This is a genomic window from Gynuella sp. (genome assembly GCF_050297175.1).
In the GTDB taxonomy this organism is placed as follows: domain Bacteria; phylum Pseudomonadota; class Gammaproteobacteria; order Pseudomonadales; family Natronospirillaceae; genus Gynuella.
Genome location: NZ_JBNKSF010000039.1, coordinates 114,138 through 135,344, shown reverse-complemented (window position 1 = coordinate 135,344; position 21,207 = coordinate 114,138). Strand labels below are relative to the sequence as shown.

General features: G+C 48.1%; 17 protein-coding genes. 9 read left to right on the top strand and 8 right to left on the bottom strand.

What is annotated here, in order from left to right:
- Nucleotides 1–35 precede the first annotated feature (35 nt).
- From pilG to ACQY6I_RS16735, 8 genes are all read left to right on the top strand, one after another.
- On the top strand, nucleotides 36–416 hold the full coding sequence (pilG, locus tag ACQY6I_RS16770) for a twitching motility response regulator PilG (protein WP_044616249.1): 381 nt from the start codon (nucleotides 36–38) through the stop codon (nucleotides 414–416).
- A gap of 46 nt (nucleotides 417–462) precedes the next feature.
- On the top strand, nucleotides 463–840 hold the full coding sequence (pilH, locus tag ACQY6I_RS16765) for a twitching motility response regulator PilH (protein ID WP_044619797.1): 378 nt from the start codon (nucleotides 463–465) through the stop codon (nucleotides 838–840).
- A gap of 5 nt (nucleotides 841–845) precedes the next feature.
- Nucleotides 846–1,388: a chemotaxis protein CheW gene (locus ACQY6I_RS16760; protein WP_428242650.1), complete on the top strand. Its 543-nt coding sequence runs from the start codon at nucleotides 846–848 to the stop codon at nucleotides 1,386–1,388.
- Nucleotides 1,389–1,476: 88 nt separating this feature from the next.
- Complete coding sequence (locus ACQY6I_RS16755; RefSeq protein ID WP_428242649.1) at nucleotides 1,477–3,561, top strand: methyl-accepting chemotaxis protein; 2,085 nt, start codon at nucleotides 1,477–1,479, stop codon at nucleotides 3,559–3,561.
- Between the two features lie 21 nt (nucleotides 3,562–3,582).
- The gene (locus ACQY6I_RS16750) at nucleotides 3,583–4,443 is read left to right on the top strand and encodes a CheR family methyltransferase (RefSeq protein ID WP_428242648.1); all 861 of its coding nucleotides are present in this window, start codon (nucleotides 3,583–3,585) and stop codon (nucleotides 4,441–4,443) included.
- Nucleotides 4,444–4,460: 17 nt separating this feature from the next.
- On the top strand, nucleotides 4,461–10,808 hold the full coding sequence (locus ACQY6I_RS16745; RefSeq protein WP_428242647.1) for an Hpt domain-containing protein: 6,348 nt from the start codon (nucleotides 4,461–4,463) through the stop codon (nucleotides 10,806–10,808).
- Nucleotides 10,809–11,852, top strand: coding sequence for a chemotaxis protein CheB (locus ACQY6I_RS16740; RefSeq protein WP_428242646.1), 1,044 nt, complete (start codon nucleotides 10,809–10,811; stop codon nucleotides 11,850–11,852). It abuts the gene before it with no gap.
- 18 nt (nucleotides 11,853–11,870) lie between these two features.
- The gene (locus ACQY6I_RS16735) at nucleotides 11,871–12,341 is read left to right on the top strand and encodes a chemotaxis protein CheW (protein ID WP_428242645.1); all 471 of its coding nucleotides are present in this window, start codon (nucleotides 11,871–11,873) and stop codon (nucleotides 12,339–12,341) included.
- A 57-nt stretch (nucleotides 12,342–12,398) separates the two neighbouring features.
- On the opposite strand, the gene ACQY6I_RS16730 is transcribed toward ACQY6I_RS16735, so the two are convergent.
- The 5 genes from ACQY6I_RS16730 to ACQY6I_RS16710 form a co-directional block, all read right to left on the bottom strand.
- Nucleotides 12,399–13,109 carry a hypothetical protein gene (locus ACQY6I_RS16730; RefSeq protein WP_428242644.1) on the bottom strand — a complete coding sequence of 237 codons (711 nt, stop codon included), beginning with the start codon at nucleotides 13,107–13,109 and terminating at the stop codon, nucleotides 12,399–12,401.
- A gap of 69 nt (nucleotides 13,110–13,178) precedes the next feature.
- The gene (locus ACQY6I_RS16725) at nucleotides 13,179–13,937 is read right to left on the bottom strand and encodes an exodeoxyribonuclease III (protein WP_428242643.1); all 759 of its coding nucleotides are present in this window, start codon (nucleotides 13,935–13,937) and stop codon (nucleotides 13,179–13,181) included.
- Nucleotides 13,938–13,948: 11 nt separating this feature from the next.
- Nucleotides 13,949–15,418 carry a 4-hydroxy-3-polyprenylbenzoate decarboxylase gene (gene ubiD / locus ACQY6I_RS16720; RefSeq protein ID WP_428242642.1) on the bottom strand — a complete coding sequence of 490 codons (1,470 nt, stop codon included), beginning with the start codon at nucleotides 15,416–15,418 and terminating at the stop codon, nucleotides 13,949–13,951.
- 130 nt (nucleotides 15,419–15,548) lie between these two features.
- The gene (locus ACQY6I_RS16715; protein ID WP_428242641.1) at nucleotides 15,549–16,769 is read right to left on the bottom strand and encodes a multidrug effflux MFS transporter; all 1,221 of its coding nucleotides are present in this window, start codon (nucleotides 16,767–16,769) and stop codon (nucleotides 15,549–15,551) included.
- A gap of 141 nt (nucleotides 16,770–16,910) precedes the next feature.
- Complete coding sequence (locus tag ACQY6I_RS16710; protein ID WP_428242640.1) at nucleotides 16,911–17,213, bottom strand: antibiotic biosynthesis monooxygenase family protein; 303 nt, start codon at nucleotides 17,211–17,213, stop codon at nucleotides 16,911–16,913.
- Between the two features lie 174 nt (nucleotides 17,214–17,387).
- On the opposite strand from ACQY6I_RS16710, the gene ACQY6I_RS16705 reads away from it, so the two are divergent.
- Nucleotides 17,388–18,911, top strand: coding sequence for a class I SAM-dependent methyltransferase (locus ACQY6I_RS16705; RefSeq protein ID WP_428242639.1), 1,524 nt, complete (start codon nucleotides 17,388–17,390; stop codon nucleotides 18,909–18,911).
- A 53-nt stretch (nucleotides 18,912–18,964) separates the two neighbouring features.
- On the opposite strand, the gene ACQY6I_RS16700 is transcribed toward ACQY6I_RS16705, so the two are convergent.
- The 3 genes from ACQY6I_RS16700 to ACQY6I_RS16690 are packed head-to-tail and all read right to left on the bottom strand — an operon-like array spanning nucleotide 18,965 to nucleotide 21,202.
- The gene (locus ACQY6I_RS16700) at nucleotides 18,965–19,216 is read right to left on the bottom strand and encodes a hypothetical protein (RefSeq protein ID WP_428242638.1); all 252 of its coding nucleotides are present in this window, start codon (nucleotides 19,214–19,216) and stop codon (nucleotides 18,965–18,967) included.
- Entirely contained in the window at nucleotides 19,213–19,983 is a 771-nt protein-coding gene (locus tag ACQY6I_RS16695; RefSeq protein ID WP_428242637.1) for an electron transfer flavoprotein subunit beta, read from the bottom strand. The genes ACQY6I_RS16700 and ACQY6I_RS16695 overlap by 4 nt, the downstream gene beginning before the upstream one ends.
- Nucleotides 19,973–21,202, bottom strand: a complete 1,230-nt coding sequence (locus ACQY6I_RS16690) for an electron transfer flavoprotein subunit alpha/FixB family protein (protein ID WP_428242636.1) — start codon at nucleotides 21,200–21,202, stop codon at nucleotides 19,973–19,975. The genes ACQY6I_RS16695 and ACQY6I_RS16690 overlap by 11 nt, the downstream gene beginning before the upstream one ends.
- Nucleotides 21,203–21,207 lie beyond the last annotated feature (5 nt).

Here is a 21,207-nt window from a genome sequence, read left to right as displayed (position 1 = left end):
ATCCACACATATTTACTGGGAACAACGGGTGTTCTATGGACAATTTTGAGAACCTGAAGGTTATGGTTATCGACGACAGTAAGACCATCCGCCGGACGGCCGAAACACTTCTCAAAAAAGTTGGCTGCGAAGTTTTTACTGCGACTGATGGGTTCGACGCGTTAGCCAAAATAGCAGACACAAAGCCAAATATCATTTTTGTCGATATTATGATGCCGCGTTTGGACGGTTATCAGACATGTGCATTAATTAAAAACAACTCGTCTTTTAAAAACACGCCCGTCATCATGTTATCCAGTAAAGACGGACTGTTTGATAAAGCGAAAGGACGAATAGTTGGTTCTGACCAGTACCTTACTAAGCCGTTTGGTAAAGAAGAGTTACTTGGTGCCATTCGGCAACATATTAAAGACTAGAATAACTAACTAAAAAACAAGTCACACACCGTAATGAGATGAAATGATGGCAAGAATTTTGATAGTAGATGATTCTCCGACGGAAACCTTCGCCTTCAAAGAAATGCTGGAGCGGCATGGCCACAGCGTTTTAACAGCCGAAAATGGTGCCGATGGAGTTGCTTTGGCTCGTCAGGAGCTACCAGACGTCGTGCTTATGGACATTGTTATGCCTGGCCTTAATGGCTTTCAGGCAACACGACAGCTGACCAAGGGGGCTGATACGGCGCACATCCCGGTGATTATTGTCACCACCAAGGATCAGGAGACTGATCGGGTTTGGGGGCGTCGCCAGGGGGCATCGGGGTATTTGGTTAAACCCGTTGCCGAGCAGGAGCTGGTGGATACAATCAATGCAGTACTTGCAGGGAAAAGCCAAGAATAATAGTTATGTCCGATTCTATTACACCCTTTCAGTTGCTCAGGCAGATTGCTGATTCCAGTAGAAGTGCAGCCAGTCAGCTTCCGGCGCAAAGGGAAATCAGAGCGCTATGGTCGGGTATCGGTTTCACCGTTGCCGGTCGTCAATATGTTGCCCCCATGAATGAAATCTCAGAAATTCTATCGGTTCCAGGCTATACCAGGCTACCGGGTGTTAAGTCCTGGGTGAATGGTGTGGCCAATGTCCGTGGACGTTTGGTTCCGATTATTGATTTCGTGAATTTTTTGGGTGAACGTTCAAGTGCGACTTTGAAAACCAAGCGAATTCTTGTGATTGATTATGAAGATATGATCAATGGCATCGTGGTGGACTCAGTTGAAGGTATGCAACATTTTCCGGTAGATACGTTTTCTGCAGAAATGGCGCCTGAGATTCCCGAAAGTTTGCAACCTTTTTCCGATGGTCACTATGTTCTCAATAATAAAGTATGGTCTGTATTCAGCCTACAGAGAATGATGGTGTCAGAAGAATTTATGGCCGTTGCAGTGTAATTTTGAATGTGTCGGCATTTTGGGTTTCTTGAAGTAAAACCAAGTGCATGGCTTGTTGTTAATCGCTCAAGCGAACTGGAGTTCGAAAATGAGACAGAAAAGCGGTAATTACCTTTCGGTAATAGGAATTAACCGACTATACGCTATCCTTTTTGTATTGTTGGTGTTGGTGATAGCAGTAACAGTTGTGGTGTTCATCCGGTTGTCCACCTACAACAGGTACGATTCTGAATATCTGCAGCATGTAGGTGAGTTACGAGTGTTGTCACAGCAGATAGCGAAGGATGCCTCAGAAGCTGCTTCTGGTCAGGCAGATGCTTTTCGCTCATTGCAGGAATCCAGAACAAAATTCCAGGCCCGTTGGGATTACATTGTAAATGGTAATGAGCAGACTGGTTTGCCAGGTGCTGATGCGTCCTACCATAACCTGCAATCCTTACAGGAAGTGTGGGATCGGGCAAAACTCAATGCTGACCAGATTATTGCTTCGCAGTCTACGATTCTGGCCTTGCACGAAGTTGCATCAACCATGAGTGAGAAAATTCCTGAGCTTCAGGTTGAGTATGATGAAGTTGTCGAAACCATGCTTGATATTGGATCTGCGTCTCCACAAATTGCTGTGGCACAGCGTCAATCCTGGTTGGCTGAACGTATTATCCGGTCAGTGAACAAAGTATTGAGTGGTGGTGAAGGTGCGGTAATGGCGGCAGACTCGTTTGGCCGTGATGCTACTTTGTTTGGCCGGGTTTTGACTGGCATGTTGGAAGGAAACAGTAGCCTGGGTATTACCAAAGTTGTGGATAGTGATGCAGTTGCAGCCTTACAGAACATTAAAACTAAGTTTGAGTTTGTGAACGGGTCCGTTGACCAGATTCTTGAAACCTCTCCAGAGTTGTTCCAGGTCAGAGAAGCTGCCAGTTCTATCTCCAATGATTCTTCTACATTGCTTAAATTGGCAACCAGTTTGTCAGACTCTTTCGTAAATTATTCCAGCCAGCGTTTCCTGAAGGACTATATGGTGTGGCCGTTAGGTGGTATCGCAATCCTTCTGATTGCCGCTATTGCTGGATTGTTTATTCGTGATACCCAGCTTGACCTTAAAGATACAGCTGAAACCAACGAACAGAACCAGAACGCAATTTTGCGTCTGTTGGACGAACTGGCTGATCTCGCGGACGGTGACCTGACAACTGAAGCAACGGTAACCGAAGACTTTACAGGTGCGATTGCTGACTCCATTAACTTTGCGATTGACCAGATGCGTGGTCTGGTATCTGCGATTAATGCGACTGCAGTACAGGTATCTTCAGCTGCCCAGGAAACACAGGCTACAGCGATGCATCTTGCAGAGGCATCTGAACACCAGGCTCAGGAAATTGCCGGAGCTTCTGCCGCTGTGAACGAGATGGCAGTATCTATTGACCAGGTATCTGCCAACGCTGCTGAATCATCAGCGGTTGCGGAGCGGTCGGTTGCGATCGCCAAAAAAGGTGCTGACGTGGTACAGGCAACGATCAATGGCATGGATAACATCCGTGAGCAGATTCAGGAAACAGCGAAACGTATTAAACGGTTGGGTGAATCCTCTCAGGAGATTGGTGATATCGTATCGTTGATTAACGATATTGCTGACCAAACGAACATTCTGGCTTTGAACGCTGCGATTCAGGCATCTATGGCCGGTGATGCAGGTCGTGGTTTCGCGGTGGTAGCGGACGAAGTACAGCGCCTTGCGGAACGTTCCTCAGCTGCGACAAAACAGATCGAGGCACTGGTTAAAACGATTCAGACCGACACCAACGAAGCGGTTATCTCGATGGAACAAACAACATCCGAGGTGGTACGTGGTGCTCGTTTGGCACAGGACGCGGGTGTGGCACTGGAAGAAATTGAGAACGTATCCAAATCTCTTGCAGATTTGATTCAGAACATCTCTAACGCTGCAAGACAACAGGCGTCTTCTGCCGGTCATATTTCCAACACGATGAACGTTATTCAGGAAATTACTTCGCAAACATCTGCAGGTACCATGGCAACAGCGAAATCCATTGGTAACCTTGCTCAGCTTGCAAATGAAATGCGTGCATCGGTAGCTGGTTTTAAACTGCCGGATAGTCGATCCGGTCAGGGTTCAATGTCCGATGACTTTGATGCGGACCTGTTATCTATCTAACCACAGAGCACATCATTAAAAGTGGCTGAGCCAGTAACTCAAAAGTGGTCGCCCCAGATTCCTGGCGGCCCCCTCAATGAAAGGGAGTTCCGGCAGTGGCGGGAACTCCTGGAGCATCGGGTGGGTATACAGATTACTGAACAGCGCCGCAGGTTTCTACAAACTAATCTCAGTCTCAGGATGAAAGAAATCGGGTGTGGGGATTACCAATCCTATTACAACCTGGTTGTAGACAGTACTTCCGGGTTGATGGAATGGGACACTCTGGTTGATCGGCTGACTGTACAGGAAACCCGGTTTTTCCGTGATCCTGCAGGCTTTGATTTGGTTCGGAGCTATCTTCAATCCAGAAAACCACGAAGCAAACCATTTAATTTGTGGAGTGTTGGATGTTCAACCGGAGAAGAACCGTACAGCCTTGCAATGGTTGCGGATCAGGAGTTGGGGCAAAGTTCTCCCTGCCGCTGGTCTGTTACTGCCTCTGATATTAGCCAGCCTGTCCTCTCGAAAGCAAGGGCAGGAAAATATCCACAAAGAAAATTACAAACAGTTGAACCGGACATTCTGAAAACCTACTTCACATGTGAAGACGGATGGTGTCAGATCTCCGATTATTTGAAAGACCGGGTATGTTTTATCCGTATGAATGTGTTGGATATCGATAAATCTCCGTTAGGGGATTTCGATGTAATTTATTGTCAGAATTTACTGATTTATTTTCGGCGCTGGCGCCGAAAAGAAATTACTAATCATCTAGCCAAACATCTGGCCCCTGGTGGACTGTTACTTCTTGGTTCTGGGGAGCTGACTGATTGGCATGGTACTGAATTAACACGGATATCAAGTGAATCATCGCTTGCTTATATTAAGCAGAAAGCGTGATCGGGCGGAGAATAGGCATGGTGGAACGTCACGACTATGTTGCCCTTGACTGGGTAAAAGGTGAAATACAGGAGACGCTGGTGCAGTCCAGGCAGGCTTTAGAAGCCTATGTGGAGAATCCAGAAGACTCATCTCGTTTGCGGTTCTGCCTGGCTTATCTGCATCAGATTAGCGGTACTCTGCACATGGTCGAATTTTATGGAGCGGCTCTTCTTGCAGAGGAAATGGAGAAGCTGGCAGCTGAACTGGTAAATGAAGCCATCCCTGCCAGTGAGGACAATTTGTCTGTATTGATGCAGGCAATTTTGCAGCTTCCTGTCTATCTGGATCATATAAAAAGCTCAAAGCGGGATCTGCCATTGATCCTGTTGCCATTGCTGAATGACCTGCGGTCAGCCCGTGGTGAAGCACTGATGTCCGAAACGGCTTTGTTTACGCCAAATCTGACGGCTGTGATGGAAGCACCGGTGGATAATGATACGGGGCGTTTCAGTGATCCCCGGCTTTTGGATTTGTTGAGAAAGCTCCGGCAGATGTTTCAATATGCACTGGTTGGGATTCTGAACGGCAAAGAGCTGGCACATAATTTCGAATACTGTCTTAAAGTATTTAGCCGCCTGGAAACACTTGCCGGCAATACCCCAAAAGGACATTTGTGGAAAGTAGGCCATGCGTATTTGCAGGGGCTGGCGGAAGGCACTATCGAATTGTCCACCGCAACAAAAAGACTGTTAAAGTTTTTGGATCACTCTTTAAAAGATGTCTGTGTAAACAAAGCAGAGGCTATCAATGCCCGTGTTGATGAGGAAGTTCTCAAAAACCTTCTTTATTACATTGCCAAATCTGATAGTCAAAATAACATGCTGACGGTCATTAAAGAGCGTTTCGACCTCGGCAATTCTCTGCCCATAAGCGCGTCAGATGAGAATGATCCGCTGTCCGGACCCGACCATGAAACTATGAACAGCGTGGTCAGCGCATTGATGGAAGAGCTGGGAACAATTAAAGATGCTCTCGATATTATGGTGCGTGGCAAGGTACAGAATAGCGCTAAATTGCTTGAACTGGTTCCTGACATCAAGCACGTTGCCGATACTATGGCGGTTTTGGCGCTGGGTATTCCGCGTAAGGTCCTATTAGAACAAATTGATATCATCAATTCTCTGCATAATGCAAATGAGCCGCTCTCTGATGGCTCCTTGATGGATATCGCCGGTGCTCTTATTTATGTGGAAGCAACATTAAGTGCATTGTCCACAGCGTCTGGTCACGATGTGGATGGAGTGCAGGCTGCTCATTCAATCGATGGTGCTCAGGAAGCAGTTATCCGGGAAGCCAGAAATGGTTTGGAACAAGTTAAAGAGGCCATTACTGATTACATTGGCAGTCAGTTTGATGCCAATAGTCTTGAATCCATACCCTCGGTGTTATCTGCCATTTGTGGTGGGTTGCGGATGATTCCCATGCTTCGACCAGCGGGTATTCTGGCGAGCTGTCTGGCATATGTAAAAGACAAGCTGACGGATCGTGGTTATCGTCCTGAATGGACGGAACTGGATACTCTCGCTGATGCCATCATGGGGGTTGAATATTACCTTGAACGACTGGGATTAGATGGTCCTCAAGGCAATCAGCATTTGCTGGCCGAAGCCGAAAAAAGAGTGGCGGATCTGGGATATGCCGTTATTAAACCAGTGGAACTGCCTGTTGCCGAATTGGAGGCAGATAACGAAGAAGACTCTGTGCTTCAATTTGATGTCACTACTGATGATTCTGATATTGCATCCGATGCTGAGACAGCAGGTGAGCCTGATGAAGAGGAAACGGTCGCTGCCGAGCTTGTAACTGGAGATGCGGCCACTGCGGAGTCGGATGACGATCTGATTGATGATGAAATCATTGAAGTCTTCCTTGAGGAAGTTGAAGAGGTGCAGGAAGCACTGAATGAATATTTCCCACGTTATGTGCGTAACTCTGAAGACAAAGAAGCATTGACCGAGTTCAGAAGGGCGTTTCATACCTTGAAAGGTAGTGGCCGAATGGTTGGTGCCAATGTCATTGGTGAGTTGGCATGGTCGATTGAGAACATGTTGAACCGTCTTATTGATGGCACGATTGGGTATTCACAGCCCCTTGTCGATGTGGTTCAGGAAGTGATCGACATTCTGCCGAATTTGGTGGAAGCATTCAGGACAAACGGCGGTTATGATCAGGACAGAGTTGATTACCTGTCCAATAAAGCAACGGCAATAGCCACTAACTCTTGGTCCGAAACCCCTTTTGAGTCTGATCTGCCTTTTGAATTAGAAGAGGCAGATCAGGATACCGATGAAGACGAAGACGAAGAATTAACCGGATCAGGCCCTGAACCTGAATTGGAATTTGAGACTGCCGAGCAACAGAACCCGTTGCTCGATGTGTTCCGTACAGAGCTGGATAGCCTGCTGGCAGTGCTTGAGGAAGAAGTTAATCTCTTTCGCCAGAATGGTCAGGAAGAGCTGCTAAAAGACAAAATTCAGCGTGCCTTGCATACAATAAAAGGCTCGGCACACATGGCCACACTGCATACGATTGCCGACCTTGTCCAGCCTGTAGAAAAAATGATCAAGGAGTTTCAAGAGTGGCGTATACGTTATGACAGCGCCATCAATGACTGCCTTTCTGAATTGATCACCCGTGTACGGATTACCCTGGCATGTGAAGAAGCTGATGATCCCATACCTGAAGACAATGTCGAATTCGTTCAGCGGGTAAAACAGTTACACGAGTCTAAGTTATCAACTTTCAAACGGAATACAGGTGCGCCAGAAGAACAGGATGTCATGGCCATCTTTATGTCCGAAAGCATGGATATCATTCTTGACGCCGAGCGGATCGTAAGTGACTGGAAAGAGGCGGAAATTTCCTCTGATCAGTTGCAGGTACTGATTCAGGAATTGAAGACGTTGGCGGGAGCGGCCCGGACTATTGATCTTAAGCCAGTGGTCACTCTGAGTGATGCTTTGGCTGAGTTGTATACAGTAGTGCAGCAGCAGCGAATCGCGACTGATGATGAGTTTTTTGTCGCTGCATTAGCAGGCCAGGACGCATTAATTAATATGATGGATCGGATTGCTGCGGGTCAGAGCGTATGGCCGCAGGAAGAAGTAGAACGGATGCTGAGATCCCTGATTACCGGGACAGATACGCAAACCGCTTCGGAACTACCATTACCCGAGCTGGATGTAGTGGAGTTTGATGAAGATACAGCCGGTACTGATATCGAAGAGCTGATCACCTTGGATAATGTCGCAGACGATCTGTCTGGTGACGGCTTGGAAGAAACCGAAGGTGATTTTGAGTTGATCGGAATCTTCCTGGAAGAAGCCAATGATCTGCTTGAAGACATTACCCAGACCTTTGATCAGTGGGCCGACGATATTGACAATACCGATCTGATTGAAGCTCTTCAGCGTGATCTGCATACTCTGAAGGGTGGTGCCAGAATGGCCGAGTTGAAACACATCGGCGATTTGGGTCATGAACTTGAGTTTCTCTACGAAGATCTGTGTGACGGCAAATATCCGGTTTCTACACAAATTACCAATCTGTGCCGTCAGTGTCATGAGCGGCTTGCGGATATGGTGCATGATGTTGAGTCAACCATGTCCTGTCGCCCTGCAAAAGAGTTGATTGAAGCTATTCAACAATTTCGCAGTAACGCTCTGGATCAAAAATTTGGCACCGTTGCACAGGAACCAGAAGCCGTATTCGAAGAGGATGAAATAGACTCGGACTTTGAGCCTTCAGAGCCGGAAGGTGCTTCAGAACCTGTTGAAACTGAGCCTTCACAGCCAAATGTTTCGTTTGTGGGGGCATCAAGTGCGAAGCGTGATGATCAAGGTATTGACTGGCAGATGACGCTGACCGACGACATGGATCTCGATATCCTCGATATCTTTGTTGATGAAGCCAATGAACTGTTGCTTGAGCTGGATGGTGCCATTCATGGATGGCAGGCAGATCCTGAAGATGAGAATCACACCGACGAGTTAAAGCGGGTCCTGCATACTCTGAAAGGTGGTGCACGATTGGCTAAGTTGACTATTCTGGGTAACAAAGCCCATGAATTTGAAACCTTTGTCATATCGGCCCAGCGTAATCATCTGCCGCTGGATGAAAGCTTTTTTGGCCAAATCCTGGCAATGAATGATCAGTTGGTCAATGGTGTTGAGACACTGCAACAAATGCTTGCCCAGCAAGGGTTGAGCGGTGCAGTTGGTCCGTCGGTTATTGCTCAGGTAGAGGACGAAGATGAGCCTGAAGAACCTTATGGTTCTGATCTGGCCGCTCAGATTGCTCCGCAGTCCGAGCAACCAGCTACCAATGTTGTTCCCTTCCAGAAGCGGGAAGTTGAAAAACGGGATGACGATAAATCTAAGGGGCGGAATAAAGGTGGCCAGCCTCAGGAAACCGTTAAGGTTGGTGCGTCGCTGTTGGAAAATCTGGTCAACCTCGCCGGGGAGACTTCTATTGCCCGTTCGCGACTGGAAGAGCAGGTTAGTGACTTCGGTTTTACGTTGGAAGAGATGGAAGGCACGATCGACCGTCTTCGCGATCAGGTACGCCGATTGGATATTGAAACCGATGCTCAGGTCAGTTTTCGTCAGGAAAGGGCAGAGGAAAGTAACTATCAGGACTTTGACCCATTGGAAATGGACCGTTACTCCGTCATTCAGCAGTTGTCTCGCTCGCTGATGGAATCGGCTTCCGACCTGTTGGACCTGAAAAACAGTTTGACTGATAAGACCCGTGATGCTGAGACACTGCTCTTACAGCAATCCCGTATCAATACTGAGCTCCAGGAAGGTCTGATGCAGACACGAATGGTGCCGTTCAGTCGTTTGATTCCAAGACTGCGGCGGATCGTGCGTCAGATCGCAGGAGAGCTGGGTAAAGAAGTTGAGCTGGTGGTAAATAACGCAGAAGGGGAATTGGACCGGACCGTATTGGAACGGATGATTTCACCTCTGGAGCACATGCTTCGTAACGCTGTTGACCATGGTATCGAACTGCCGGAACGCCGTCAGGAGTTGCACAAACGTCCTGTTGGACAGATCAGCATATTTATTAACCGGGAAGGCAGTGATGCAGTCATCCGGATCAAGGACGATGGTGCAGGTATCAATGTCGGCAAGGTTCGGGAAAAGGCCGTGGAGCGTGGTCTGATCTCAAAAGATCAGCAGCTCAGTGATCAGGATGTATTACAGTTTATTCTTGATTCGGGCTTTTCCACTGCAGCGAAGGTTACTCAGATCTCTGGTCGTGGTGTCGGAATGGATGTGGTGCACTCAGAGGTAAAAGCACTGGGTGGGCAGATGGTTATCGATACCCAATTGAATCAGGGTACTGAGTTCACCATTCACCTGCCGGTGAGTGTATCTGTTAACCGGGCATTGATGGTGGCTATCGGTGATGATCACTACGCTATTCCGCTTGATACAATCGAAGGTATTGTTCGTATCGCGCCACAACAACTGATGGAATATGTGAAACCCGGAGCGGTTCCGTTCGAATACGCAGGCAACCGGTATAAGGTGAACTATCTGGGGTCGACTCTCAATTATGATCATCGTCCATCGTTTTATAGTTCAAACATGCCGGTACCTCTGGTGTTGGTAAAACGGGGAACTCATTCAGAATCCATTGCTTTAAACGTTGATAAGTTGATGGGCTCTCGTGAGATCGTGGTAAAAAGCCTTGGGCCGCAGTTTGCCGATGTTCAGGCTCTGTCTGGAGCGACGATTCTTGGGGATGGTAGCGTGGTCGTTATTCTGGACCTGACTTCTCTGCTCAGAAGCGATCTGACTATTTCCAGAACCGGTACTGACGATATAGGGATTCCAGTACTGGAAGCAGATTACGAGCGCGATGATGAATTCGGCGAGCCAGTGGAAGTAGAGGCTACCAATATCTCCACCGGCCATAGTGGCCGTCGTGCTTCTGGTCCAGCTACGATTATGGTGGTGGACGATTCAGTTACCGTGAGAAAAGTAACCTCCCGTTTACTGGAGCGGCAGGGTTATGAAGTTCTGGTGGCCAAAGATGGTGTTGATGCTGTTGCATTGCTACAGGATCGTGTTCCTGACTGTATATTGCTGGACATTGAAATGCCTCGGATGGATGGCTTTGACGTTGCCAACCGGGTCCGCCATGACAGCCGTACAAAACAGGTGCCGATCATTATGATTACATCCCGTACAGGCTCTAAACATAAAGACCGGGCTTTAGCGATTGGTGTGAATGACTACATGGGGAAACCATTCCAGGAGTCCATGCTGCTTGAGGCGATAGAGAAGCTGGTTAAGGCCAACAGGGTAGGTTAAGTGCGACATCAGGCACGAGTGGGGATCATTGCTGATCAACCACTGCAACAGCATTTATTGCAGAATGTCATTGTAGAAGAAGGCTATGAGGTTGGTGTAAACACACATCCCGAAAAGGTGAATGCTGCACTGCTTCGATCAGATACCATATCCGTCTGGGTGGTTAATCTGGTGGATTCGGATGCCTGGGATGATGTACTTGAGCAAATTCTTGATCATAGTTGTGCACCGGTGTTTTTTGGCGATGGTAAAGCACCTGAGAGGAACTCTACGGAGTTTCCAAGTTGGCGTAGACGTATTATTACCAAGCTGAAGGAGTTTGCTGATCCAATCGCCGAAGTGAAGTCGGCACCTGTGCTTGATCTGGATGCTTTGATCAGTGCGAATAGAGTCGATCCCTCTGATGTGATTAAACTCCCAGCCAGATTCCGCTATGCGAACCCGAGTCAGGTTGACCATGTTTGTGTGGTCGCAGCATCGCTGGGCGGCCCTTCTCCAGTGAAAGAGTTTTTTGATCGGATTCCAGCTGATTTACCAGCAGCATTTTTGTATGCCCAGCATATAGACGAGGGCTGCATTGATGCGTTGGTGGCATCCGTGGGACGCCATACAGAATTGAAAATGGAACTGGTCAGTGAAGGGTGCCAGTTGGAAAATGGCAAGATTCTGGTGGTCCCGGTGAGCCGGGAAATTCAGTTTCAGGCCAATCATGTGGTTGAAATACTCGAAAATGGTTGGTCTGGTCCTTATGGTCCGAGTATCGATCATTTATTTAAGAATGTTGCTGCCCGATATAAAAATATGACCAGTGCCATCGTATTTAGTGGCATGGGGTCAGATGGTACTTTGGGAGCAACCAGTATCGTTGATGCTGGCGGTACAGTCTGGGCTCAGGATTGCCAGTCTGCTATCGAGCCATCGATGCCCGACAGTGTGTCAGAGGCCGGTTATGTGAGTTTTCGTGGCTCGCCGGAACAGCTGGCTCGCAAATTTGTTGAGCAGTTATTAGCCGATACCACAAGTTTGGAAGTTACTGCGACTTAAATCAGTAGGAGAAAAATAGTGACCAAACAGATTCAAAGCGATTCTGCCAGTCAGGCAGTGCCTTGCTTGTTGATTCCTGCCCAGGGCAAAAGCTTGTTGTTGCCTAACGTCACAGTTGCAGAAGTCGTGGGTTATACCGAACCCAGATCGCTTGAAAATGCACCTGCATGGTTTCTGGGGTTTATGTTCTGGCGGGGTGAACAAATACCTGTACTGTCTTATGAACTGGCTAACCATGAAACACAGGCGCCCAAAACAGTTTCGGCTCGGATTGCTGTAATGAATGGTTCTGGTGCTCATAGCAGATTGCCATTTTTTGCGGTGGTGGTTCAGGGGATCCCCCGGATGGTCAGGGTTGGCAATGACGATGTTGAACAAAGCCAGGAAAATCTTGGGCCAGCCGAAGCAATGGCAGTGAAAACCGCTCTTGGAAAAGCTTATATTCCCAACCTACCGTACCTGGAAAGTTTGCTGACGAAAGTCATCTAGTCATGCTTAAGGGAGCCGTTCGAAGCTCCCTCTTACGCTTGCCACCCTATCTTGTAATTAGGGTTCCGGTGCAAAATCAAAAACATCACTCAGCATCTGATCTTTGCGGAAATGATGTTTCATCAGTTCCTCCCGGGTGGCATACACCATTGACGGGGAGCCACAGCAAATCGCCTGACATTTGCTCAGGTCCGGGAAATCCGCTTGAATTGCCTGATACAACAACCCCTGCTTACCCTGCCAGTCAATCTGGTCTGATACCACGGCGCAGTAGTGAAACAATGGATACTGTTCATGCCATTGTTGTGGCAGGTCGTGCATATATAAATCCTGAACCATTTTAACCCCCCAGTACAAATGTACTTCGCGCTGCAGAGGGCCTTGGCTGAACAGTTCTTCGCAAATAGCCTTGGCTTGTGAGAACCCGGTGCCAGCAGTGATTAGCAGCAAAGGCCCGTTTTCTGGTTTAAAGTTATCAAGATAGCAGGAGCCCTGGCCAATTTTGGCGCTGACCCGATTATTTTGCTGCAGGTATTGAACAATGGCGTGAGAGTTAGAACTCTCGTTAGGTACCACAACATGAATATCCAGGGATGCCTGGCCAGGACCGGAGGCAATCGTGAAAAATGCATGTTCCTGACCGGGAATCTGCAGTTCAAGGTATTGCCCGGCCTTATACTCGGGTTGCTGTTCGGGAACCAGGGTAATGATAGACACCTGGCCAGAAGTTTTTTCAATGCTGCGAATGGTACATTCGGTCTGAATCAAAACATGCTCCATTATGTAGACTCTGGGCGAATGAAAATAAGGGTATCACTATCAAAGCCAGAGTGCTTGTTAAAGCTCCAGTAATACCGGGCAATGGTCTGAGCCATGAATATCGTTCAGAATATCAGTCTGCTTGATTTTTGTACCCAGAATTTCTGAGCACAGAAAATAGTCGATTCTCCAACCTACGTTCTTGGCTCTGGCACCACCCCGATAGCTCCACCAGCTGTATTTAACCTGGTCAGCATTTTTGTAGCGGAAGGTATCCAGAAAACCTGATGCGATATATTGATCCATACCGTCAATTTCCTCCTGCATATAGCCAGCATTTTTATTGTAATTGGCTTTCGGCCGGGCAAGGTCTATTGGCTGGTGGGCGACGTTGAAATCTCCACAGACGATGACCGGTTTGTGAATTTCCAATTGCTGCAGGTATTGCAAAAAAGCTTTATCCCAGTGCTGACGATACCCAAGACGCTTCAATTCGCCTCCTGAGTTCGGTGTGTAGACTGTGACCAGATAATATTCATCAAACTCAGCTACGAGCACCCGCCCTTCCTGGTCGTGCTCCTCGATTCCCATATCCGCCTTAATGCTCAAGGGCTTGGTTTTGCTCAGGATTGCTGTACCGGAATACCCTTTTTTGACCGCTGAGTTGCTGTAAATATGGAATCCTTCAAGTTCTGCCAGCGCTTCGATGACCTGATCATCCTGGGCTTTGGTTTCCTGCAGACACAGTACGTCAGGTTTCATTGTTTCCAGTGATTGCAAAAAGTCCTTTTTCATGATGGCCCGAATGCCGTTTACGTTCCAGGAAATCAGTCTCATATCAGTCTCCGCTATTGTTCAATACCCAGCTTTTTCCAGATTTCATCAACTTTTGCCACCACCTTGGGGTCCCGGACAATGGGGTTACCCCATTCCCTGTCCGTTTCTCCGGGCCATTTATTGGTGGCATCCATTCCCATTTTTGACCCCAGGCCAGACACAGGTGAGGCAAAGTCGAGATAATCGATGGGAGTGTTTTCGATCAGGGTGGTATCACGACTTGGGTCCATACGAGTGGTGATTGCCCAGATAACGTCTTTCCAGTCACGGACGTTGACATCATCGTCGCAGACAATGACGAATTTTGTGTACATAAACTGGCGCAAAAAAGACCAAACCCCCATCATGACCCGCTTGGCATGGCCAGCATATTGTTTTTTGATGGAAACGATGGCTATTCGATAGGAGCAACCTTCCGGTGGCAGATAAAAATCCACGATTTCCGGAAATTGTTTTTTCAGTATCGGTACAAACACTTCATTTAGCGCCACTCCAAGCACTGCCGGTTCATCAGGTGGGCGGCCGGTATACGTGGTGTGATAGATAGGATCTTTACGCATGGTGATGGTTTCCACGGTAAATACCGGAAACTGATCCACTTCATTGTAGTACCCTGTGTGGTCGCCATAAGGCCCTTCTGCTGCCATATCGTCGGGATAAATATGACCTTCCAGAATAATCTCTGCGGAAGCCGGTACCAGTAGCTCATTGGATACTGATTTGACCAGTTCCGTTCTGTGGCCACGCAGCAGGCCAGCAAAGGCGTATTCTGACAGACTATCTGGTACAGGAGTGACTGCGCCGATAATGGTCGCTGGGTCTGCCCCGAGCGCGACACTGATTGGAAATGGCTGACCTGGATATTTACGCTGCCAGTCACGGAGATCAAGCGCGCCACCCCTGTGACTCAGCCAGCGCATAATGACCCGGTTTTTGCCAATCAGCTGCTGACGGTAAATCCCCAGATTGTGCCGTTGTTTCTCAGGTCCTTTGGTGATGACCAGACCCCAGGTAATCAACGGAGCCACATCACCCGGCCAACAGGTTTGAATGGGAATTTGGTTGAGGTCTACCTCGTCACCGTGAAATACCTGTTCCTGGCAATTGGCTTTTTTTAAGATTTTCGGAGGCATATTCAACACCTGTTTATAGGTGGAAAATTTACTGAGTGCATCCTTGAAACCGGATGGGGGTTCAGGTTCTTTAAGAACCGCCAGTAACTCACCGATTTCACGCAATTTATCGGTACTTTCCGCACCCATGCCAAGTGCCACACGCTCAGGAGTGCCGAACAGATTGGCCAGTACCGGCATGGAAAAACCTTTAGGGTTTTCAAATAACAATGCCGGGCCTTCAGCTCGCAATACCCGATCAGAAATTTCTGTCATTTCCAGATAAGGGTCGACTTCAAGTTGAATGCGCTTTAGCAGTCCACGGCTTTCCAGGGTGGCAATAAAATCTCTTAGATCCTTATAATTCATAGGGTTTTCAGTGACAGCAAAGAATCGCTGGAGTCTATCATATGCGACTGGTTGTGGTGACCACTGGCAGCGGTCTTTTGCAGAGTTTGTTGTCCGCCATAACCTTAGGGATATGGCGGCAGAGGAGTAATCAGTCCTGGATATCCGTAGCAGCGTTGTTGCCAATCCGGATCATAAACCAGCCAGCCAGCCCGAGTACGACATAACCAATAAAGAATGGTGTCAGGGTGCCGTTGAACTGCTGACCAATAAAGATTGAGCAGGCTACGGACATTAACGTGGAAATAAAACCTATCACCGCCGCAGCCATACCAGCCATGTGTCCCATGGGCTGCATGGCGATGGAGTTCAGGTTGCCAAACATCAGGCTCAGGCTGAAGAACAATGGTAATGCGAGTCCAAAGAACAGCCAGAATGGAGGCACTCCATCATAGATCAGGGTAATGACCAACAGAATGATTGCCAGGCCCACGAATCCTTTGATTGCCAAATTAATCATTTTCATCATGCCCAAACGCATCACCAGGCGTGAATTCATATACGCTGCCAGCCCAAATGATCCGGCCATGGCGGCAAAGTACTTGGGGAAGTCGTCGACGATATTAAATACCTGCTCAAAGATTGCCTGCGAAGCACTGAGATAAGACAGAAAAGCCCCGAACACAAACCCGGCTGCCATGGTATAAGACATCACCGCTTTGTGAGTCAGAATAGTTTTGAATGTCGCAAAGATCACTTTAATGACAAAGGGCTTTTTGTCTTCAGCTGTCAATGTCTCCTGTTGACGAATCCCAAACCACAGTGTGCAAAGCCAGGCGAGTATCACAAATGCGGCGAATACCATAACCCACGAAGATTGTTCCATAATCAGTTGGCCAATGGTCGGTGCAATCATGGGGATCAGGATGAAGATCATCATAATGATCGACATAATTCGCGCCATCTCGCGGCCATTGTATACGTCTCTGACTAAAGCCATTCCGACTACTCGGGTGGACGCCAGACCGAACCCCTGGATGATCCGTCCAAACAGCATGACTTCTAATGTATTGGAGTACATCGAAATCAAGGAACCAATTGTAAAAACCACCATTCCGGAATACAGACTGGGCTTGCGTCCCCAGGAATCACAAAGAGGGCCATAAAGTAATTGACCGACTGACATACCGAGCATAATCATGGAGATCAGTAGTTGGGTGTCATTGCTGTCCTGAATGTTAAGTGACCGGCCAATTTCGGGTAATGCCGGCAAAATTGCATCGATAGATAATGCACCCAATGACGTAAGTAGTGCCATCAGGATGACGAATTCGAGGAGCGGCAATGGCCTGACATGTTTTTGAGCTGTCATAAAATAAAGAATCCTGGATATGAGATAGCAAGAAAAATCAGAAAGGAAACGACTATTATGCCGTTTTTCAGTCTGCTGCAGAAAGTGAAATTTTACTCTTATTGTGTATTTTTTATCCTGGGAACTGATGTCATTAAACTGTTATAGAATAATGGTAAAGCCTTCAAATTCCGGCGCCCCAAGATAAATATGACGGGCGGTTCCTGCATTGGCATGAGCTGCCCGAAAAGCGTCTGACTTAGTCCAGTCCAGAAAAGCCCGCTCTGACTCCCATAGGGCATGAGAGGAAAACAGCGTATAGTTATCCTGAGTTGCTCCCTGAAGTAAATGGAACTCTTTAAACCCAGGAACATCTTCCAGGTGGCTGTCGCGGTTGCGCCAGATTTCAATAAACTCCTGCTCATGTCCCGGTACAATGCGAAAACGATTCATAGCGATGTACATAAAAACTCCGCAAAGGATATTAATGTGCTTGTGCCATTGTAACCGCGAAGTGATCGCAGGTGACAACAATCTTTGATTGACGGCTGATGACATGCTGTCCGGTATCAATAATCTGTACCGAATATACTCCAATGTCGTTAGTATCTGGCCTGGAAAACCCCTGAGGGCAAGAGTATGGCGAACAAATTCGATAATTTTGGCTATGTCGTGGATGCTGTATACGCGGACCGGTTTTACAAAGAGCTGTCGCCGGTATGGTTAAATTATGTCGCTATGCTTCATGGGGCTGCCCCCAGAGATCTCGATCAGCCTTTTTATTATCTTGAACTCGGATGTGGGTTTGGGAACTCTGTGCTGGTCAATGCCGGCGCCTATCCTCACGGGCACTTCGTTGCCTGTGATATCAACCCGGGCCACATAACAGAAGCCCGATCAAGGGCAGAGCGCTTCGCCATTCACAATGTGGAGTTCCTGCAGACATCGTTTGACGAGTTATGGGTTCAGGAACAACTGCCGAAATTTGATTTTATTGTATTGCATGGTGTTTACAGCTGGGTGGCAACCGAGGTCCGAATGACCATACGGCAAATACTCGCTACCCGTTTGAAGCCCGGTGGGCTGGTTTATATGAGTTACAACTGCAAGCCCGGCTGGTCGCCAGAAGAGCCACTACGCAAATTGTTAGTGGAGCTTTCCAGAACCGAAGCAGGCGATTCTGCTCAGCGAGCTCGTGGTGCCTTGCAAACGGTTAATCAACTCAGCTCAAAGCTTAATTACTTTAAACAGCATCCTTCGGTGATCACCGGTCTGAATGCATATATCCATGAGTCTGATAACTATCTCGCTCACGAATTTCTGAACCACTCGTGGCAGACGTTTTATTCTGTCGATATTGCTGAGGAAATGAATAACATTGGCTTGGCTTTCGTGGGTAGCGCTACCCTGGTTGATAATCATCCGTTCCTGTTAGTGGACGAGGGGACACATGAAGCCATCAACCAGCTGCCCACTGACAGACAAAGACAACTGGCATTTGACTTTGCCTGTAACCGCCGGTTTCGACGCGATGTTTTTATCAACGGTACTGTTGAATCGCAAAAATCGGTTCTGGAATTGGTGTCTCACATACCTTTTGCCGCAACTAAAGACCCGGAATTTATTACCGATATCGTGACCACTCCGCGGGGAAAGATCAGTTTCGGAAAATCATTTATGGTTGAATTGCGAGCTCTTATGCAGCAGGGGGCCGTTAGTTTCCAACAGACTCTTGCGAATATGGGTGGCAACAGTCGTAATGAAATGGAGATATTTCGCAATATCCTATTTTTGATTGCAGCAGGTGAGTTGCAGGTATGCCAAAACGTACATGTAGGTGGCGTGGGAAACAGAGTTGCCAGTCCCACTATTCGCAACATGCTTGAGTTTATTATTGAAACCGGTGCTGCGTTGCCCTTGCCCAGTCCCGTTCTGGGTAATGGTTTTCCTCTGGATGTTGTTGAGGCTGTAGCGCTTGTGTCCTGGCTTGATGGTGCTGAAAGCCGGGAACAACTGGTTTTACCGGTGCAGCAGTATCTTCGACAGCGGCATCGTGCAACCGCTCTGCGGGGGGAAGAGCTGGACAGTCAGGGCCGGCGTATTGGCAAACAGGTTTGGAATGTACTGGTGCCGCAAATGATTGGGCTGGGTATTTTTACCTGACCATCCAGATGACCAGAGACGGTAGAGGCTGTCGCGAAGAACTGAATATCCCTTTAATGCACGTCATTCATCGGAAAACATGTTTGTATGGCGGTTTTGATTTCAGGTAACAATGAATCGCTGTTACGAATCAGTAGACGAATGACTTCATCCAGTGCTTGTTTTCGTTCACGATCCTGTTCAGTACGCCAAGCCAAAGCCGCACGGCAACATGCATCAGGGCTTTGTTCCTGTGTGACTGGTATGCCCAATGACAAAAAACGGTCGCGAAGATCCTCTTGGTCAAGCAAATCTGCAATCATCATTTTAATACTCCCTCCTCAGTTAACACACTAAGTATAGCGTGCGCTTTCTGGTCTGCAGATTCCGATTGTAATATTTTGCCATTATTGCTCTGAGATTTTGCCGTGGCAGCGCGAAAACGTTCTGCCGCAGTTTCTGCCTTGACGATTTTTAACCGTTTGGGGCGTTTTCGGGCGTTACTTTGTTTCCATGGTAATCGACTGGTGTCGACCACTTCTTTTGAATCCAGAATGTCAATTGTGGCACGTTGTCCGGGACCAAAAGCGCTTTGTCTGGGCTTGGGAGCGCTGCTGTCAACCGTAGCAACAAAGGGCAGTTTGACACTGATGGCCCGACGTTGGCCGTGTGGCAGTGCTTGTAAAATTCTGGCTTCCGTCTGGCTGGTCATTTCGATGGCAACGATATGACTGATCAGTGGCCAGCCAAGTTGTTCAGAGACCATGTAAGGTACTAAGCCGGAAGCCTCGCCACGTTCTGCTCTGGCACCAGTCAGAATAATGTGGCTGTCGGATTGGCGTAACCAGGACACCAGGGCAGGAATGATATCTGCCTGTTCTGTTTGCTTGATAACTTTGATGTGTTGCAATCCCATGCCGAGATACATCCGTAATGCTTGAGACTGGGCTGAACCGGCATGTAAGAGAGTCAGTTCTACTGGTGATAGCGTCAGACCAAGCTCGATAGCACGTGCATCCTGATCGGCGCGCATTTCTCGGCCGGAGCGAAGGTGCTGACCGATGGAAACCAGAGTCGTAATCTTAAGCGACATCTTCGTGATCTCCTGAATTTCGACTTTGCACTGCATCTATCAATGCTTTCAGAATTGTCTGGCTGTCATCAATAATGCTGAGGTCGGCGCGTTTGACCATGTCGCAGTCCGAATCGGTATTGATGGCAATCACTTTGTTGCACTGACCAATGCCTTGTAAATGCTGGATTGCACCGGAAATACCGACCGCCAGATATACTTTCGCAGATACCCAGGTACCAGTGGCTCCGACCTGTCGAAAACGGGGCATATGGCCGTTGTCTACAGCAACCCGGCTGGCGCCTTCTGTCGCGTGCAGTTCCGTGGCAGCGCGATGAAACAAATCCCAGTCATGAATGCCATTGCCTCCGGCGATAATAAATTCGGCTTCTGCCAAAGCAATGTCACCGGGATCCACCTGTACCTGACCAAGGTCATGCAATTGTGGTGCAGGTGGATCAATAGCTTCCGTTTGCATTGGTCTGGCTTCATAACGTTGGCCGCTGACGGGTTCGGCACATTCTTCCATCAGCAGCAGTATTTTTTCGGTCGGGCGTTGGATGTCGATGGTTTGGTTGCCACCAAGACAGGTGACCGTTGTTCGATCCGCTTGCCGAACCCGTGTGGCAGCCCTGACCCCCAACCTTGCTGACAACCGGGAACCCAGTTCTGTTCCACCGTGTATGCTGTCTGGAAAAAACCAGAATGCCGGTGACCATCGCTCTTCAATGTCCAGTAATGCTGCGATTTTGGCTTCCGGGCAGTATCCCTGGTACTGTTTGTCATTAAAGTGAATCAGCCGATCCACGCCCGCCAGATCAAATTGATGCTCTCGACAATTGCCAAATACAATAGCAATGACGGCACCATTTTGTTCACTGACAAACTGACGGGCCAGTCCAAGAAGATCTTTATCATGGGCCGTCAATTGTCCTCCAACCATGTCGGGTACCACGGCAATAAAGTGATCGGGCTGGTCGATTGTGATCAATGGCAGGCTAACGGTTTGTTCGTGCGAATGTTTGACCGCATCGTATTGAACGTCATGTCCAAGCTGACGGTTAATTCTGCGAATGCCATTCGGGCCGATAAACCCTTTCGCATGAGGATTTTTCCGTTTAGGGCCTCCAGACTGGGCACCGCTACCAATAGTTTGCTGCATAAGCATTTGATGTTGTGGATGCAGACGATTACGGAGGATATGTTCCCGTCTGGGGTTGCGGCGGTTAATCTGATTCATGGTCA

Bases quoted from the DNA above. Each gene is read 5' to 3' on its own strand.
- pilG (WP_044616249.1), top strand. From the start codon at position 36: ATGGACAATTTTGAGAACCTGAAGGTTATGGTTATCGACGACAGTAAG.
- pilH (WP_044619797.1), top strand. From the start codon at position 463: ATGGCAAGAATTTTGATAGTAGATGATTCTCCGACGGAAACCTTCGCC.
- ACQY6I_RS16760 (WP_428242650.1), top strand. From the start codon at position 846: ATGTCCGATTCTATTACACCCTTTCAGTTGCTCAGGCAGATTGCTGAT.
- ACQY6I_RS16755 (WP_428242649.1), top strand. From the start codon at position 1,477: ATGAGACAGAAAAGCGGTAATTACCTTTCGGTAATAGGAATTAACCGA.
- ACQY6I_RS16745 (WP_428242647.1), top strand. From the start codon at position 4,461: ATGGTGGAACGTCACGACTATGTTGCCCTTGACTGGGTAAAAGGTGAA.
- ACQY6I_RS16725 (WP_428242643.1), bottom strand. From the start codon at position 13,937: ATGAGACTGATTTCCTGGAACGTAAACGGCATTCGGGCCATCATGAAA.
- ubiD (WP_428242642.1), bottom strand. From the start codon at position 15,418: ATGAATTATAAGGATCTAAGAGATTTTATTGCCACCCTGGAAAGCCGT.
- ACQY6I_RS16715 (WP_428242641.1), bottom strand. From the start codon at position 16,769: ATGACAGCTCAAAAACATGTCAGGCCATTGCCGCTCCTCGAATTCGTC.
- ACQY6I_RS16710 (WP_428242640.1), bottom strand. From the start codon at position 17,213: ATGTACATCGCTATGAATCGTTTTCGCATTGTACCGGGACATGAGCAG.
- ACQY6I_RS16705 (WP_428242639.1), top strand. From the start codon at position 17,388: ATGGCGAACAAATTCGATAATTTTGGCTATGTCGTGGATGCTGTATAC.
- ACQY6I_RS16700 (WP_428242638.1), bottom strand. From the start codon at position 19,216: ATGATGATTGCAGATTTGCTTGACCAAGAGGATCTTCGCGACCGTTTT.
- ACQY6I_RS16695 (WP_428242637.1), bottom strand. From the start codon at position 19,983: ATGTCGCTTAAGATTACGACTCTGGTTTCCATCGGTCAGCACCTTCGC.
- ACQY6I_RS16690 (WP_428242636.1), bottom strand. From the start codon at position 21,202: ATGAATCAGATTAACCGCCGCAACCCCAGACGGGAACATATCCTCCGT.